The sequence below is a fragment of the uncultured Thiothrix sp. genome (assembly GCF_937876535.1).
GTDB lineage: Bacteria > Pseudomonadota > Gammaproteobacteria > Thiotrichales > Thiotrichaceae > Thiolinea.
On record NZ_CALFHZ010000006.1, the window covers coordinates 14012 to 29679 of the forward strand.

The 15668-nt window shown below is 42.2% G+C and carries 15 protein-coding genes; 6 read left to right on the top strand and 9 right to left on the bottom strand.

Features of this window, described 5'->3' with window-relative positions:
- Window positions 1-29: 29 nt before the first annotated feature.
- Window positions 30-1556 carry a DNA cytosine methyltransferase gene (locus tag Q0230_RS02455; protein WP_298607814.1) on the bottom strand — a complete coding sequence of 509 codons (1527 nt, stop codon included), beginning with the start codon at window positions 1554-1556 and terminating at the stop codon, window positions 30-32.
- 167 nt (window positions 1557-1723) lie between these two features.
- Entirely contained in the window at window positions 1724-2557 is an 834-nt protein-coding gene (locus tag Q0230_RS02460; RefSeq protein WP_298607816.1) for an NAD(P)H-binding protein, read from the bottom strand.
- 139 nt (window positions 2558-2696) lie between these two features.
- Between Q0230_RS02460 and Q0230_RS02465 the strand changes: the two genes are divergently transcribed.
- The 6 genes from Q0230_RS02465 (at window position 2697) to Q0230_RS02490 (ending at window position 7323) form a co-directional block, all read left to right on the top strand.
- Window positions 2697-3059: a helix-turn-helix domain-containing protein gene (locus Q0230_RS02465; protein WP_298607818.1), complete on the top strand. Its 363-nt coding sequence runs from the start codon at window positions 2697-2699 to the stop codon at window positions 3057-3059.
- A gap of 128 nt (window positions 3060-3187) precedes the next feature.
- Window positions 3188-4135, top strand: a complete 948-nt coding sequence (gene lipA / locus Q0230_RS02470) for a lipoyl synthase (protein ID WP_298607820.1) — start codon at window positions 3188-3190, stop codon at window positions 4133-4135.
- Between the two features lie 97 nt (window positions 4136-4232).
- The gene (locus tag Q0230_RS02475) at window positions 4233-4817 is read left to right on the top strand and encodes a DNA-3-methyladenine glycosylase I (RefSeq protein ID WP_298607822.1); all 585 of its coding nucleotides are present in this window, start codon (window positions 4233-4235) and stop codon (window positions 4815-4817) included.
- A 56-nt stretch (window positions 4818-4873) separates the two neighbouring features.
- Window positions 4874-5758, top strand: a complete 885-nt coding sequence (locus Q0230_RS02480) for a DMT family transporter (protein ID WP_298607824.1) — start codon at window positions 4874-4876, stop codon at window positions 5756-5758.
- A gap of 150 nt (window positions 5759-5908) precedes the next feature.
- Window positions 5909-6631 (top strand): histidine phosphatase family protein, encoded by a 723-nt coding sequence (locus Q0230_RS02485; protein ID WP_298607826.1) that lies wholly within the window; start codon window positions 5909-5911, stop codon window positions 6629-6631.
- A 56-nt stretch (window positions 6632-6687) separates the two neighbouring features.
- Window positions 6688-7323, top strand: a complete 636-nt coding sequence (locus Q0230_RS02490; RefSeq protein ID WP_298607829.1) for a hypothetical protein — start codon at window positions 6688-6690, stop codon at window positions 7321-7323.
- Window positions 7324-7381: 58 nt separating this feature from the next.
- On the opposite strand, the gene Q0230_RS02495 is transcribed toward Q0230_RS02490, so the two are convergent.
- The 7 genes from Q0230_RS02495 to Q0230_RS02525 all read right to left on the bottom strand — a co-directional run bounded on the left by Q0230_RS02495 (window position 7382) and on the right by Q0230_RS02525 (window position 15668).
- Entirely contained in the window at window positions 7382-7594 is a 213-nt protein-coding gene (locus Q0230_RS02495; protein WP_298608209.1) for a cold-shock protein, read from the bottom strand.
- Window positions 7595-7880: 286 nt separating this feature from the next.
- Window positions 7881-9041 (bottom strand): App1 family protein, encoded by a 1161-nt coding sequence (locus Q0230_RS02500; RefSeq protein ID WP_298607832.1) that lies wholly within the window; start codon window positions 9039-9041, stop codon window positions 7881-7883.
- A 342-nt stretch (window positions 9042-9383) separates the two neighbouring features.
- Entirely contained in the window at window positions 9384-10265 is an 882-nt protein-coding gene (locus Q0230_RS02505; RefSeq protein ID WP_298607834.1) for an A24 family peptidase, read from the bottom strand.
- A gap of 8 nt (window positions 10266-10273) precedes the next feature.
- Complete coding sequence (locus Q0230_RS02510; RefSeq protein WP_367274124.1) at window positions 10274-11464, bottom strand: type II secretion system F family protein; 1191 nt, start codon at window positions 11462-11464, stop codon at window positions 10274-10276.
- A 148-nt stretch (window positions 11465-11612) separates the two neighbouring features.
- Window positions 11613-13325 (bottom strand): type IV-A pilus assembly ATPase PilB, encoded by a 1713-nt coding sequence (gene pilB, locus Q0230_RS02515; protein WP_298607839.1) that lies wholly within the window; start codon window positions 13323-13325, stop codon window positions 11613-11615.
- 255 nt (window positions 13326-13580) lie between these two features.
- Entirely contained in the window at window positions 13581-15218 is a 1638-nt protein-coding gene (locus tag Q0230_RS02520) for an NAD(P)/FAD-dependent oxidoreductase (RefSeq protein ID WP_298607841.1), read from the bottom strand.
- A gap of 24 nt (window positions 15219-15242) precedes the next feature.
- Window positions 15243-15668, bottom strand: coding sequence for a GtrA family protein (locus tag Q0230_RS02525; protein WP_298607843.1), 426 nt, complete (start codon window positions 15666-15668; stop codon window positions 15243-15245).

The window sequence follows — 15668 nt, forward strand, 5'->3', positions numbered from 1 at the left end:
TAGCGAACTATAATAAGTTCAGCCTCATGTTAAATACCTTTTACATTAAATAAGCCAGCTACCACTTCTGCTAGTTTTTTTGCCAAGAGTGGAGGAACTGCATTACCAACTTGAATGTATTGTTGAGTTCTATTGCCTTCAAAATAATAATTGTCAGGAAATGTTTGCAGCCTTGCAGCTTCTCTAAGCGTTAAGCTTCTACACTGCTCAGGGTCATAGTGGATATAATAATGCCCATCTTTAGATATGTGTGAAAGAATAGTTGTAGACGTTGTGTCTTTTATTTGCACCCTAAATCTATCATCGAACGGTATTTTTTCGCCATTTACATTTTTGTGGCTTGGCAATAAACCTTTAGGAAACTGCTTCATTTTTGGTGAGATATTATTATAACTACCATAGCTAGCTGCAAATAAATAGCGCTGCAAGTCTGTAGCCATATGTGAGCGAGCAACATGTTGTATAACACCCTCTAATCTTTCATCTTCTAGCCAAGTACGTAAATGTTCAGGCATATTTGCAAAGTCAAGCCTTCCATAAATAAAATCTTTTCCATGAGATGGGTCTATTTGGTTTTGCTTGATCGCATCTAGTATTATTTCCTTAAGTTCTTTTTTGTAAGTATGAGACCAACCCTCTAAATGTTGCAGCGTTCCCTTTAAAGCTTCTTTCCACAGTTCGTACGAGTCTTGCTGTTTGGATAGACAACTCCTAATTTTTGGAAGGTCACCAATAGCTTGAGCGACAGTTGGTGCTGCTTGCATATCTAAGGTAGGAAGATTTTTATATGAAAAGTCCTTTCTAATACCAAGCACTATAACACGATGTCTAGCTTGGGGAATTCCATGTCGTTCGGTATAGATAGTAAAATCTTTTGGAATTATCTTTTTCCCTTCTGAATTATCCACAACAAAAGATTTAAGCTCATACTGTACATCACTATTAAAACAACTTAAATCACTTAGTATTTGCTCAAAGATAAGATTTCCAGCATGAGTAGAGGACAAAATGCCCTTAACATTTTCCATAATAAAAATTGCCGGTTTATAATGCTCAATAATACGTAAGTATTCTTTGTACAAAAAATGCCTATGATCCTTCTCGAAAGCCAAAGGATCTTTTTTTCGCATGATAGAGCGGCCCATTAATGAATAAGCTTGACAAGGTGGTCCCCCTATTAAAACCCAGTCTTTTTCATTTTGCAGACTGTTGACTATCCACTGATCTATATCTTGATGTGGTGTCTCTCCTAACGTGGCGTTACGTGCTTCATTATAAGCTAGATCCATTGACTCCCTTATTTGAGGAAGCGACTCAAAACTAGAGCGATCTATTTTTCCTGTTATATAGTCATAGTAGCTATCCGGAGTGCCTATCTGCTTTAAATGCCTATATGCAGCGCGTAGAGATAAAGTTTTATGAGCTGCATTATCCTTTTCTATCGAAAGTTTTACAGAAAAAATAGGTTCTCTAGACAAATTATTTAAAGAAGAAAATCCTTCAGCTAAACCGCCAGGCCCAGCAAACAAATCAATTATGGGAATTTTTTTTGACATTAAGAGTTCTAGTTTTAAATACTAAATGAGCACAACTAAGGTCTTCATTTAAAAAATGAATGAGCTATCTGATAGATTTTTTATATTTATATTCTATTAAGGGTAAACTAGGCATATAAATTTATTATCCAAAGACGAATAATAGTATTATATGCCTAACTACATAGCTAAGCCAACTTCGCCAAATTATCCTGCACATAAGTCTGCAATGAACGCGGTTCTTTCCCCGTCAATTCCTTCACCGCAGCACTCACTCCCGCTGTCCAATTCTCGCGCACCGGATAGAACAAGAAAGCGAGGAATTTAGCGTAATCCTCAGGCACGCCCGCACCGACTAAGCCACCCACAAACGTCGCATCGTCCAACGCTTTATAATTAATCGTGCGATTTAAGGATTGGGATAAAACCGTAGCTGCTTCACCATAACTCAAAGCCTGAGGTCCAGTCAGATTAAAGGCTTTGCCATTGAATTGATCATGGGTTAAAGCAGCAGCGGCTGAAGCGGCAATGTCGCGCACATCAATGAAACTGGATTTACCTTCGCCTGCGGGAACCGCAATTGTGCCCGTTTGCACACCATGCAGCCAATAGGTGTGGAAGTTATCGGCAAACCAATTCGGGCGTAAAATCACATACGGCGTGCCAGAACGCTCCAGTGCTAATTCGACTTGGCGATACGGAATCGACTCGTCCGCATCCACGCCAATCGCGGTTTGCAGCACCACTTTCACCTTGCGCTTGGCAGCTTCAGTGATAATCGGCGTGAGCAATTCCTGTACATTCAAATAACCCGCCGGAACCATCACATACACGCTGCTCACGCCATCAAACAGCGCATCAAAATTAGTGTTTCCGGTGTAATCAAACGCCACACCCTCCGCACCCGCAGGCGCTTTGCCGGAACGTGACGCCGCTTTCACCGCCACACCTTGCTCAATCAAATACGCCACCGTGTGTTGACCAATCGTACCATTCGCACCAATCACTAATACTTTACTCATGCTGTCTACTCCAAATTAAGTAACTTTTAGAAACTAACTATTTATTTGAATGAAGATATGCTAAAATAAATTAACTAAAAAGAACGCACTTTAAGGTGATCTAGTTACCTAAAGGAAACTGGGTCGAATGAGGATAATCATGGAATACAATGTTTACGCCAGCGCTTGCCCGACGCGGATGATTTTTGACCGCATTTCCGACAAATGGGCGCTGCTGATTTTGGATCGTTTATGCCAGCAGCCGGTGCGCTTTAACCAATTGCTGCGCGAGATTGACGGCATTTCGCAAAAAATGCTCTCGCAGACTCTGAAGAATTTAGAGCGCGACGGTTTGATTAAACGCCAAGCCTTCCCGACTGTGCCAGTGACGGTGGAATATTCGATTACGGCTTTGGGGAAAACGCTGTCTTCTACCGTGAATGTGTTGATTCATTGGGCACAGGATAATGGCGATGCGGTGCTGGCGGCGCAGGTGGAATATGATGGGCGCATGGCGAGTTGAGTTATCGCGCGCTTATTCCTTATCAGTTCACGACTACTATATCCGCCCCAGCGTTTGAGAGTAGAATAAGCCTCACTCAACGCCTTAAGCGTTACACTTCAAGCTCTTGATACAGGCTAGGTCAACGAATGTCATATGTAAAACCTGAACCCGGTGTGCCTTTGCGGCGTGCAGATAAAGTTTCTCGGATTCCGATTAAAGTCGTGCCCAAAGACGAGCCGCTGAAGAAACCAGCGTGGTTAAAGGTACGCTTACCGACTGCTTCGCAAGCGGAAAAAGTCCGTGGCATGTTGCGCAACAATAAGCTGCATACGGTGTGTGAAGAGGCTTCTTGTCCGAATCTACCCGAGTGTTTCGGGCATGGCACCGCGACTTTTATGATTCTGGGTCAAGTCTGTACACGGCGTTGTCCTTTCTGTGAAGTCGGGCATGGTCGTCCACTGCCAGTCGATGAGCAAGAGCCTGAGCATTTAGCGGACGCTATCCGTTCCATGAAGTTGAATTATGTCGTGATCACTTCGGTAGATCGGGATGATCTGCGTGACGGTGGTGCCAAACACTTCGCTGATTGTGTGCGTGCAGCCCGCGAAGCACAACCGGGGATTAAAGTTGAAATCCTTACGCCAGATTTTCGTGGACGCATGGAGATTGCGCTCGATGAAATGTCGGTCGCGCCACCCGATGTCTTCAATCACAATATGGAAACGGTACCGCGTTTATATCTAAAAGCACGTCCGGGGGCTGATTATCAATGGTCACTGGATTTGATTAAGCGCTTTGGCGAGCGTCATACTACTGTCCCCACTAAATCAGGTTTGATGGTTGGTTTAGGCGAAACGATGGATGAACTGAAGGAAACTATGCGTGATCTACGTGTGCATGGCTGCCGCATGTTAACCGTAGGGCAGTACCTCGCGCCTTCTGATTCGCATTTGCCGATTGAGCGTTATTACACACCGGACGAATTTGAAGAAATTCGCATCTATGGCGAATCACTCGGCTTTGAGCATGTCGCCAGCGGCCCCTTAGTGCGTTCTTCTTACCATGCTGATCAACAAGCTAAGCAATTAGTTTAAGCTCTTTCAAAGCTGCATAACGCTTGTTTATGCAGCCTTGCTGTTTGTTTCCAGATGCTTTCTTAATTAGGTGAGTTCAAGCCTAAGGATCAGTTTTATGTTGCAAGTCAGTGCAGATGGCAAAAAGCGATGTTTTGGTGGTCAAACAGGTAAAGAGTTTTATGCCGATTATCACGATCAGCAGTGGGGGATTCCGGTGCATGATGATCGTGAATTATTCGAGATGCTCATTCTTGAGGGTGCACAAGCGGGTTTAAGTTGGGAAACTATTTTAAACAAACGTGCAGGCTATCGGGCAGCCTTCCATAATTTTGATGTGCAGAAAGTGGCTGCTATGACCGATGAAGAGTTAACAGCGCTCTTACAAGACCCGAAAATCGTGCGTAATCGCTTAAAAGTGTTTGCGACCCGTAAGAATGCGTTGGTCTTTCTCAAAATTCAGCAAGAGTTTGGTAGTTTTAATGAGTATTTGTGGAAGTTTGTAAATCATCAACCCATTATCAATCAATTCAAAACCTTTGCTGAAGTTCCTGCGCGCACGCTGTTAAGTGATGTAATTTCTAAGGATTTGAAAAAACGCGGCATGACGTTTGTAGGCTCTACCATTATCTATGCTTACTTACAGGGTATTGGTGTGGTGAATGATCACCTAGCCGATTGTTGGTGTCGTACTCAAGTTTGAGTTTTTAGGTCATCCTGAATTTTTATTTTAATTAAGTTTTTTTAAAAGAATTTGTTATGCAACAGAATGTATTTAAAGGCTATTTATTAGCGTTCATTGGGATTTGTATTTTATCACCTGATTCTTTATTGATTCGTTTAGCTGGGAATGATCCGTGGGTAATTGGTGCTTGGCGGGGAGTGCTTACGGGTATAATGATTTTGCTTTATAACCAATGGCTAGATAAGCGTTCTTTAGTAGAGCAAAAAGGGGATACGCATTATCGTTATTATGGCAATATCCTGTTGTTTGCGATTTCCAACTTCTTATTTACTTATGGCATTAGTAAAGCCAATGTCACTGATGTTTTAGTGATTATCTCGTTTACTCCTCTCATTAGTGCTTTTCTTTCCGCTGTATTTCTACATGAAAAGGTTTTATTTCGTACTTGGGTCGCTACACTCATTTGTGCGATTGGTTTGACAATTTTATTTAGCCAATCCAGTGGACAAAGCCAGCCTATCGGTTTGGCAGCAGCGGCGGGGTGTGCGATTTTAATGGCTGCACAATTAGTAATTATTCGTAGTTGTCCTCAGGCTAATTTAACCTCCAGTATTGGTTTTGGTGGGATCTTAGGTGGTTTGGTCTGCTTCATGCTAGTTGGGGTTGTGATCTTACCTGGAGCACAAATGCTCGCTATTTTGGGTATTGGGTTTATTGTAGGGCCGGTGTCTTTTGTCTTATTGGTTTACTCATTACGCTATGTTACCGCTGCCGAGACCAGCTTAATTATGCTATTAGAGTCCGTGTTCGGTTCTTTATTAGTCTGGGTGTTTTTAGGGGAGTATCCAACTTTGCAAACGACTCTTGCAGGGGTATTGATTTTAGGTACTTTAACAGTTTATAGCATCTTGACACTACATGAAGTAAAAAAGGCTACACTTATCAACACTAACTCTTAAGTACCAAAATGAGTAGTATGACTAATAATCAAGCGCTAGCCACAGCTGAAATAAAAACAAACTGTTATGCTAATGGTCTACTCATTCTTAGGGAGATTAAGCCACCTCAGAGGGTTAGTAAGCAGTATTTTATTGGGCAAGGATGTCATTATGGCTGAAGAAGAAATACTAGAGGTTCAAGGACTTGAGCCAGCTGCCGAACAGGCAAAATTAGTTAAACAAGAAGTGGTTGTTGAGGAGGGGGGACAAATGCTTCTAGAGCGCCCCGCACCTCAAGCGCTGAACTCTACTTTTATTGACCTACTCAAGCACGGGCAGGTTGCAACTCCTTCTTTATTTTCTGCACCACCCGATGAGCCATTGGGGATGGATGGTTGGAAACAACTGACCTTAGCCACGCAACAGGGTGCTTGGGATGTAATCTACACTTCCACTACGCGCCGTTGCCATGATTTTGCGCGTCTTTTAGCCCAGCGCTTGAATTGTGAATTTGTCCCGGATGAGCGCTTCTGTGAGCTGAATTTTGGTTCGTGGGTCGGTTTAACCCAAGAAGAAATCTTTGCGCGTGATCCAGAGCTTTTGCAGCAATACTATTTTCAGCCGCGCCGCTTTATTGCGCCAAATGGTGAGTCGATGGATTATTTCATGTGGCGGGTGGCTGAAGCTTGGGCGGATTTATTGGAAGCCCAGCAGGGTAAACGTGTACTGATTCTGACCCATACCGGTGTGATTCGCGCCATTATTGCTAAAGCTCTTGATCTGTTGTATCAAAAAAGTTTGCGTTTTGCAGTGCATTCAGCTTCCTTTACCCGCTTACAAATTTATCCGGATGGGGAAGTCAGTCTCTTAGGGCATGGTCTGAAGTCGCTCTAACTGACAGTGCTCGGCTGGTCTATACTTGGACAATAACCAAATCAATAGGAGTTGGTATGGAGTCGAGCAATCCTACTGAGCCACGCCCAAGTAGTTACTTTGATAATCTAGTCAATGTGCGTCAAACCTCGGTTGCTGGCGCAACAGAACAAGCCTTAAGGCGTTTGACAGATGCCAGTGAAGGTGATGTCAAAGCGATTGCTTCTTCACAGATTGAATTACTCGCCCGTTTTTATGATCTCTCCCTCTCACAAGCAGGCCGTAGTTTTCGCTGGGCGCTAATCGCTAGTATGGTAGGTCTTGCTTTTTTCCTGTTGGCGATTGTTTTTATGCTTTGGCGGCAATCAGGAGAGCTGGCCACGATCACCATGATGAGTGGTGCTCTGATTGAGTTTATTGCTGGGGTAAATTTCTATTTGTATGGCCGAACTCTAACACAACTGAGCTTATTTCAAGGTCGCTTGGAAGTGACCCAACGTTTTTTATTAGCGAATAGTTTATGTGAGAGTTTAAGTGAGGCTTGGCGTGACCCGGTTCGTGCCCGTCTCATTAATCAATTAACCGTAGGGCATTCAATTGCTGAGTATGGTGAATTGACAGTTGATAGCAGTCGGATCAATACGGCTGAGAATTCAACAGAACGTACTACTTCTGAAACTACTACCCATGCGATGGCGCAACCACCCGCTTAAAAAGCAAAAAGGACTTCAATGAAGTCCTTTTTGAGATTCGTCGCTAGAAACTTAGAGCTTAGATAGCTTCTACGTTTGCAGCTTGCAGACCTTTTTGACCTTTTTCAGTTTCGAAAGAAACTTTTTGGCCTTCAGTCAAAGTTTTGTAGCCTTCAGATTTGATCGCACGGAAATGTACGAATACGTCTGCGCCACCATTATCTTGATTAATGAAACCAAAACCTTTCTCTGCATTGAACCATTTTACAGTGCCAGTTAAACGAGCCATGATTATCTCCTGATTTTTCAATTAATATAAAGCCAAGCGCTCTTGCGCTATCAGCCGCAATAGATTTCTTAGTTATGACAAGCTGGGAATGAACAACTTCAGGACAACATGACTTACTGACGAGGTGAAGCGGTGTAACGAAGGTCTTGTTTCATTTGTTGCATAAACTACGGTCTGTATTACAGGCCGGAATTGATGCTAACACAGCTAATTTTAAACGCATACTTTTATTTGCTGAACGGTTATAACGGTTAGCCTTATTGACTAGCAGGTCAAAGGCCAAACTAGTCTATTTTTCAAAGTCTTGATGCTGAATAGCCGCTTCAATTTGCAGTCGTACAGTATCTGTTTGCGCTAAATCAGCTTTGAGCTGATCTAGGACTGAGCTAGGTAGATAGCCTTTCTCTACCGCATGGAGAGCCGCTTCAACCGTATTCTCTACTAAACACAGATCAATCTGCTGCTCACGTGTTTTTTCAGCTAAACGTAAAACTTCACTATCTCTTGATTCTTCAGCACTTACATCACGAATGTAAATGGCTTTAACTTGGTGGGGGCGATGTGTGACGAGTTCGCTATAGACTTCGGGGTCATGTTGTCCACTGTCACCGATTAAAATAAATGAAAGCTGTGGGTAGCTGTCCATAATCTGGCTGATATAAGTGAACTTATGATCGTGGTGGCTGGCTTTAAGCGTATGTAAACCAAAATCACGCAGGAAAAGAGTGCCTAATGGAATATTATTCAGCTCCATAAATTCTTCTAAAAAGTCATAGAGATTCCACGGGCTACTGGAAACATAAAAAATCGGGCGTGGTACAGAGCCGCTTTGAGTAAGTGCTTGATAGAAGGTATTCACTCCAGCAAAAGGCAAACGCGAGGTGGGGCTACGTAAGAAGGTAAGGCGCATCATGCTAAGCGTACTAGTGGCATTGGTCACCATAATCGTATCGTCAATGTCGCTAATAATGCCGAAATCACATTGCGGGCAGGGGATTTGTACTTTGCCAGTGACAGGTTGGCAGGAGACGTTTAGGTGCTCTTGAGCCGGTACTTCGATTTGATAGTCATACCACAGGCCGCCAGAGGCTAAATCACTGACAGGCAATGAGGCTTCAAAATAGCCTTCTTGATCAGTCACTAACTCAAGGGTTTGGCCTTGAAAGTGTAGCTTCAGTTGTAGATTAGGGATTTCATCACTTTCAAAGCGTTGATAAGCATTTGCTAAATTTTGCCACAGGCTTTCTTCATCTTGGCGCTGGTCGAGACCTTTATCTTCCAGAGCACGTCCGCTGATTTTGACCCATTGCTGATTCCCATAGCCCGCATAAGGCACGATTTGGATGGGTTCATCATACTGTAAACGCTGTTTCAGTTTAGAACTGAGTGAGTCAAAACGGTCGCTGACTACATCGCCTAAAGTTTGTAAAGTCTCTTTAAAGCTTGTCATGTCTTATCCTTTTCGGGCTAATTCAGCTCTAGAGTTTAGCATGTTAGTAGTGTATGGGTTTGTGTGGCTCAGGTGAGCTAGCTTATGGTGAACATTAGACTGCTTGCGCAAGTTAGTATTACCGAACACCCCGCTAAGACTAAGCCTTGATATCCCAAGTCCTTCACACATAAGGTATAGGCTTCGTTAAGGGAGGAGGAGGGCGTCGAGCTAAGGTCATATCCTGTTCATGGTGCAACGCCAGCGCTCTAGGCTTCACCTAGGGCTAAATAACCCGACGCCGCGAGTCGTTCCTCACTCTAAAAGATGATCAGCTACTTTCGCAAGTGATCTAATAACTTATCAATGTGGAGCTAAAAACTGCATAGTAATGCGGAGAACTTCTTCATGCCAAATCATGGCTACCAACCCAGCCATCGCTAACCAAGGGCCAAATGGCATCGGTAGGCTTTGCCCATTACGTTTAATGACCATCCAAGCAATACCAAACAGTGCACCGAACGCAGAGGAAGCGAATACTACAAAAGGTAAAATTTGCCAGCCACCCCACGCACCTAAAGCAGCTAACAGCTTAAAGTCGCCGTAGCCCATTCCTTCTTTACCAGTCAGGAGCTTAAACAGATGGTAAATACTCCATAAAGATAAATAGCCAAATACAGCACCTAACACGCTATCGTTTAGTGGCACAAACCAGCCACTCATATTCAATAAAATACCGGCCCAAAGCAGGGGATAATTGAGTGCATCCGGTAAAAGCATGGTTTGCGCATCAATCATAAAAAGCGCAACTAAAGTCCAAGTAAAAAATAACAAACCTAAAGTCTGCCAACTAAAACCGTATTGATAAGCTACTAATAGTGATAAGAGTGCAGTAGCTAGCTCCACCATTGGATATTGTATGGAGATCGGTGTGCGACAGCCTGCGCATTTTCCACCTAAGACTAGATAACTAATAACTGGAATATTTTCCCAAGAGGCAATTTTATGTCCACAAACTGGGCACTGTGAGCGTGGTACTACTAAATTAAAAGGGCCAGTATCCGTACTGACTAGGGCTTGGTCGCCACCTAAATATTCAGCACATTCTTGCTTCCATTCCCGCTCCATCATGACCGGCAAACGGTAAATCACTACATTTAGAAAACTACCGATCAATAGTGAAATCAGCCCTACACAGACCAGTAGCCAAGTACTACTGGTCGCCAGCAAATGAATTAATTCCATAATATTGCTTAGACCACAGCCCCAAGTTTGAAAATTGGCAGATACATGGCTACTACCAAGCCACCGACTACAATACCTAACACAGCCATGATCAATGGTTCAATCTGTTTCGAAAGTGTATCTACTAAATCATCAACTTGTTCTTCATAGTAATCAGCAGCTTTACTTAACATTTCTTCTAAACGCCCTGATTCTTCGCCAATGCGGGTCATTTGTACCACCATATTCGGAAAAATCTGTGTAGTTTGCATAGCAACGTTTAGTTGTAAGCCTTGAGCAGTATCACTTTTCATCCGCATAGTGGCATCATAATACAATGAGTTGCCCGTACTACCTGCGACTGAATCCATCGATTCGACCAAAGGGACACCTGCCGAAAACATCGTCGATAAAGTACGGCAGAAGCGTGCAATTGAGGATAGGTTAATAATATTACCGATGATCGGGATTTTTAAAATCATTCTATCGACTATTCGTTGGAACTTTGTCGAGCGTTTAAGTGCGGTCTTAAACGCATACCCCCCGATCGCCATCACGACCAGAGGTATCCACCAATAGGCTTGAAGCCATTCAGACATGGCAATAACCATCAAGGTAAAAGCGGGCAAGTCCGCCCCGAAACTACTGAAAACTTGTTTAAACTGCGGAATAACCCAAATCAACATAATCGCAGACACAACCACTGCCGCTACCACAACGATTACTGGATACATAACCGCTTTTTTAATTTTGCCTTTGAGTGCTTCAGTTTTTTCTTTATAAGTGGCTACTTTATCAAGCATGGTTTCTAAAGTACCAGCCTGCTCACCTGCTTTAACCAAGTTCACAAATAAGCGGTCAAAATGTTGGGGTTGTTTACTCAGTGCGGTGCCAAAACTAGAACCAGATTCAATATCTTGAATAATTTTTTTGATTAAATCATGCACGGCAGCATTGTCACCACCCCCGCCCACCATTTGCAGTGATTGTACCATCGGTACACCTGATTTCATCATGGTGGTCATTTGGCGGGCAAAATGAGCAATATCGGCAGGCTTGATACTGGGCTTAAATAAAGGTTTAGGTTTTTTAACAATACGCCCTGGATTAATGCCTTGACGGCGCAGAGTAGCTCTTAGCCAGTTTGCATTAGCGGCTTGCGTTTCGCCTTTGATTTTAACACCATTGCGATTGACCCCTTCCCATTTGAAGGTTTGCATGCCGTCTACAGCACTGGGTGTTTTAGCAGCAGTTGGATTACGTGGGCTAGCCATAAGCTTTCGTCATCTCATTTATTGTTATAATCGTTGAACCCAAATATAGCAGTATTTATGTTCGTCTTTGGGAACAGCCAGATGAGCGGAATTATTAATCTTTGGTAATGCGTTCGATCTCAGCCAGAGAAGTGATACCTTGTTTAACTTTAGTTAAACCTGACTGGCGTAAATCGAGAATATTTTCTTTTTGAGCTTGTTCGGCTAAATCCATCGAGTTACAACCGTCCATCACCATCCGCCCCATGACGGGTGAAATGGGCATGACTTGATAAATACCTACGCGGCCTTTGTAACCTTGCGAACACGCTGAGCAACCAACAGCCTCATAGACGGTGAATCTGCCAATTTCTTCTTCTTTAAAGCCAAAGCTGCGTAAAATATCTGGTGGAACATTAGAGGGCTGCTTGCATTTCTCGCACAAACGCCGTGCGAGACGTTGGGCAATAATCAAGTGAACCGATGATGCAATATTGAAGGGAGGAACTCCCATATTTAGCAAACGAGTTAAAGTTTCTGGGGCGCTATTCGTGTGCAGGGTAGACAAAACTAAGTGCCCCGTTTGTGCCGCTTTAATAGAAATTTCTGCAGTTTCAAGGTCACGAATCTCCCCTACCATGATAATGTCAGGGTCTTGCCGCAAAAAGGCTCGCAAGGCTTCAGCGAAAGTAAGGCCAACCTTGGGGTTTACGTTAACTTGATTCACCCCAGGCATATTAATCTCAGCTGGGTCTTCAGCCGTGGAGATATTAGTTTCTGGCGTATTGAGCATGCCCAAGCCCGTATAAAGCGTCACTGTTTTACCGCTACCCGTAGGGCCTGTGACTAGCACCATCCCATCCGGTTTGTTCAAAGCATTCACAAAGTCTGCTTGTTGCTTTGGATCAAAGCCTAATTTCTCAACCCCTATGGTGGCACTATCGGAGTCGAGTATCCGCATAACGACTTTCTCGCCATAAATAGTTGGCAGCGTATTAACGCGGAAGTCGATATTCTTTTTTTCGTTTAGAGCAAAGCGAATCCGTCCATCTTGGGGCACACGCCGCTCCGAGATGTTCATCCGTGCTAAGACTTTGAGACGTGAGGTAAGCTGCGAAGCAATCCCAATCGGAGGTGTGGCAATAACCTTGAGAATGCCATCCACCCGATAGCGAATCCGCAGATTTTTCTCATAAGGCTCAATGTGAATATCTGAAACTTTAGAATTGATCGCGTGCGCTAAGAGTTTATCCACGAAGGAGATAATCTCAACTTCTTCGCCTTCTGCTTCTTGCTTTTTAATATCGCGAGTATCTAAGGCGATATTTTGGGTAATTGCCTCACTGGATACTGCCATGCCAGACTGCATGGGTGACGCACTACCGCTAAAGCCACCGCCATTGGCTAGATAAATTTGTAACTTATCAAACTCAACGAATACAGGCTCAGGCTTAAGGTTGGTGGCAAACTTAACATCATCTAGATTCGGCAGATAGATAGGATCGGCTAAAGCGACCAGTAGGTGGTTACCATAACGATAAATTGGTAACAGATGTAAACGCTGCTTTTGTTCGTCAGAAATTAGATCTATAACAGTAGGCCGGATGTCGATAGCATCAAGGTCAACGACACTTATGCCATATTCATCACTAGCAGCGCGTGCTAGATCTTTGGCAGACACTAATTGCTGATGAAACAACCATTCCATCACTGAAATTTTATCAGCGTGTGCTTTTTTGACTGTTTTTTCAGCAACACCTACCTCCAACTTGCCCGCAGCAACAAGTTGTTTGACATAGCCGGGAAGTTGGATGTTGGGTGCGCTCATGAATTAGAATGTATGCTTTTAATTATAATAATACTATCTTATCTATAATACCTTGCTTAGCAAACTATGAGCTGAACAGCGGCGATAAAGCAACAGTTTAGAAGGCTTTTTGTAGTAAGGTCAATCTATGAAGTTAATTAGGTGGAGCTACCCTAAGTTAGGGTAGCTTACTATAGTTAATTTTGTAGATGAGTAATTTCAAGCTTATGTTGGTGGGCAAGTAGAAGATTTAATTGATCCGCTATTTTTAGATGATCACGCAACTGCAGTAATTGACTCAGGGCTTGAATGAGTTAAATCGTTTGGCTTAGATATAATTTTTTCTTCATGATAATCATCATCCACATTAATTGCCCACATATTATCTTTACAGCTAACACCAGCAATAATATTGTCTACTGCCAGCTTAGCAGTCAACATAGAATGATCTTGGTTGTTATAACGATGCATACCATTACGTCCCACTGGAAATAAATTCGGAATTGTATCTAAATAGCTACGAACTTTATCAAATTGGGTATAGCTACCAAAATAGGCAGGATAGGCTTTCGGCATACGAATTACCGTACTATCTAACACGTCTTTTTCTTCAATCATGCCAATTTTGGCTAATTCTTTAGCGCCTAAGAGTTTAAGTTCCGCATCCGGTAAGCTCCATAAATCATCGCCTTCATTACAGAAGTATTCTAAGCCCAGCCAGATAGTATTTGGGTCTTTTACCATAGCAGGGCTCCAATTATTAAAAATTTGTAAACGCCCAACTTTAACATCCTGCTCTTGAATATAAATCCAATTATCAGGTGGCATATTATTAGTATGTTCAGATGCGGCTTGCACATTAGCCTTCATTTTGGAAACTAATAAGCCGACAGTCATGAAGTCTCGATAAGGTAGCTCTTGTGCAATTTGCTTAACTTCTTTAGTAGGAGCACTACCCATAGCTTTAATCAAATCACGAACAGGCATAGTGGAAATTACATAGTCAGCATTTAAAGTCTGTTTCTCACCAGTAAGAATATTTTCCGCTTCCACGTTAGCGATTTTACCATCTTTAAAACTTAGACCAACTACCTTATGTTGATAATGCAGGATGCCGCCTTTAGCTAAAACTTGCTTAGTCACCTCTTCCCACATTTGACCAGGGCCAAATTTAGGATAAAGAAAACGCTCAATTAAGGATGTATTAGTATTTTTCTGAGAAAGATCGCTGGTTCTAGGTAGAAGTTTAATGAGCGCATGAGCAAAAGCTTTACCGATAGATAATCCTTTAATGCGTTGTGCACCCCATTCTGCACTAATTTCATGGCATGGAACACCCCAAACTTTTTCTGTATAATTTTTAAAAAAAGTTAGGTAAAGTTTTTTACCGAAACGATTAATTAAAAAATCCTCAAGAGATTTTTCTGGTTTGCTCTGGTTGGCTTGTGACCATATATAACTACTACCAATTTCTAGCATGCGCAAGAAACCTAAGTTTTTTAAAGTAGCTGGAGTTAATTTAAGAGGATAATCAAAAAATTTTCTTAAAAAGTAGATGCGTGATAAGCGATTTCTTACCATCATTACATTATCAGTGCTATTTAATGAATGATTTGATCTAAATGTACTAGTTTGAGTCTTTTTGTTTTGATAGGATAGTTCAATATTTTCCTCATCTATCTTTTCAATAGGAAGAATTTCTTTCCACCAATTCATCACCCAGTCAGATTTTGAGAAGAAGCGATGTCCACCAATATCGATTCTATTGCCTTTATAGTTAATAGTTCTAGAAATACCACCTACACAATTATCGGCTTCTAAAATAATAGGTTGTATGTCAGTACGGCGCAGCAGCTCTAGTGCAGCAGTAAGGCCAGCAGGGCCTGCACCAATAATGATTGCAGTTTTTTTCATAGGATGACTCCTTTATTATTTTAGTTATGGTATCAAAACAGCAATAGCCTGATTTCTGACTGATTTTTTTCCAAATAATAATAATCGACGTCCTATAAAGTTAGCAATGAATGTCAGACCAGTGGTTGTTATTTTGGCCATTAATATATGAATGCCTAGTATATCAACTAGAATAATCATTAAAATAATAGATGTTAACAAAGTCACTACACCCACTAGAAAAAAAATACTGAATTCTAAAGACTTGTTTTCTAGAGAGCGATAGGTAAAAACCCATCGTATAGATAGGGTATAATTAATCCAAGCACCGAAGATAAAAGCGATGATTATTGAAAAAATATAATTTAGATTAAATAAGTGGGTTAATAAAATCAAGAGCATAAAGTCAGCTATAAATGCTAATCCACTGGCTAGTAAAGATTTCAATAGTTCTTTTTTTATTGTATTCAT

Coding starts and splice junctions, on each gene's coding strand:
- Q0230_RS02455 (WP_298607814.1), bottom strand. CDS start 1,556: ATGTCAAAAAAAATTCCCATAATTGATTTGTTTGCTGGGCCTGGCGGT.
- Q0230_RS02460 (WP_298607816.1), bottom strand. CDS start 2,557: ATGAGTAAAGTATTAGTGATTGGTGCGAATGGTACGATTGGTCAACAC.
- Q0230_RS02465 (WP_298607818.1), top strand. CDS start 2,697: ATGGAATACAATGTTTACGCCAGCGCTTGCCCGACGCGGATGATTTTT.
- lipA (WP_298607820.1), top strand. CDS start 3,188: ATGTCATATGTAAAACCTGAACCCGGTGTGCCTTTGCGGCGTGCAGAT.
- Q0230_RS02475 (WP_298607822.1), top strand. CDS start 4,233: ATGTTGCAAGTCAGTGCAGATGGCAAAAAGCGATGTTTTGGTGGTCAA.
- Q0230_RS02480 (WP_298607824.1), top strand. CDS start 4,874: ATGCAACAGAATGTATTTAAAGGCTATTTATTAGCGTTCATTGGGATT.
- Q0230_RS02485 (WP_298607826.1), top strand. CDS start 5,909: ATGGCTGAAGAAGAAATACTAGAGGTTCAAGGACTTGAGCCAGCTGCC.
- Q0230_RS02490 (WP_298607829.1), top strand. CDS start 6,688: ATGGAGTCGAGCAATCCTACTGAGCCACGCCCAAGTAGTTACTTTGAT.
- Q0230_RS02500 (WP_298607832.1), bottom strand. CDS start 9,041: ATGACAAGCTTTAAAGAGACTTTACAAACTTTAGGCGATGTAGTCAGC.
- Q0230_RS02505 (WP_298607834.1), bottom strand. CDS start 10,265: ATGGAATTAATTCATTTGCTGGCGACCAGTAGTACTTGGCTACTGGTC.
- Q0230_RS02510 (WP_367274124.1), bottom strand. CDS start 11,464: ATGCAAACCTTCAAATGGGAAGGGGTCAATCGCAATGGTGTTAAAATC.
- pilB (WP_298607839.1), bottom strand. CDS start 13,325: ATGAGCGCACCCAACATCCAACTTCCCGGCTATGTCAAACAACTTGTT.
- Q0230_RS02520 (WP_298607841.1), bottom strand. CDS start 15,218: ATGAAAAAAACTGCAATCATTATTGGTGCAGGCCCTGCTGGCCTTACT.
- Q0230_RS02525 (WP_298607843.1), bottom strand. CDS start 15,668: ATGAATACAATAAAAAAAGAACTATTGAAATCTTTACTAGCCAGTGGA.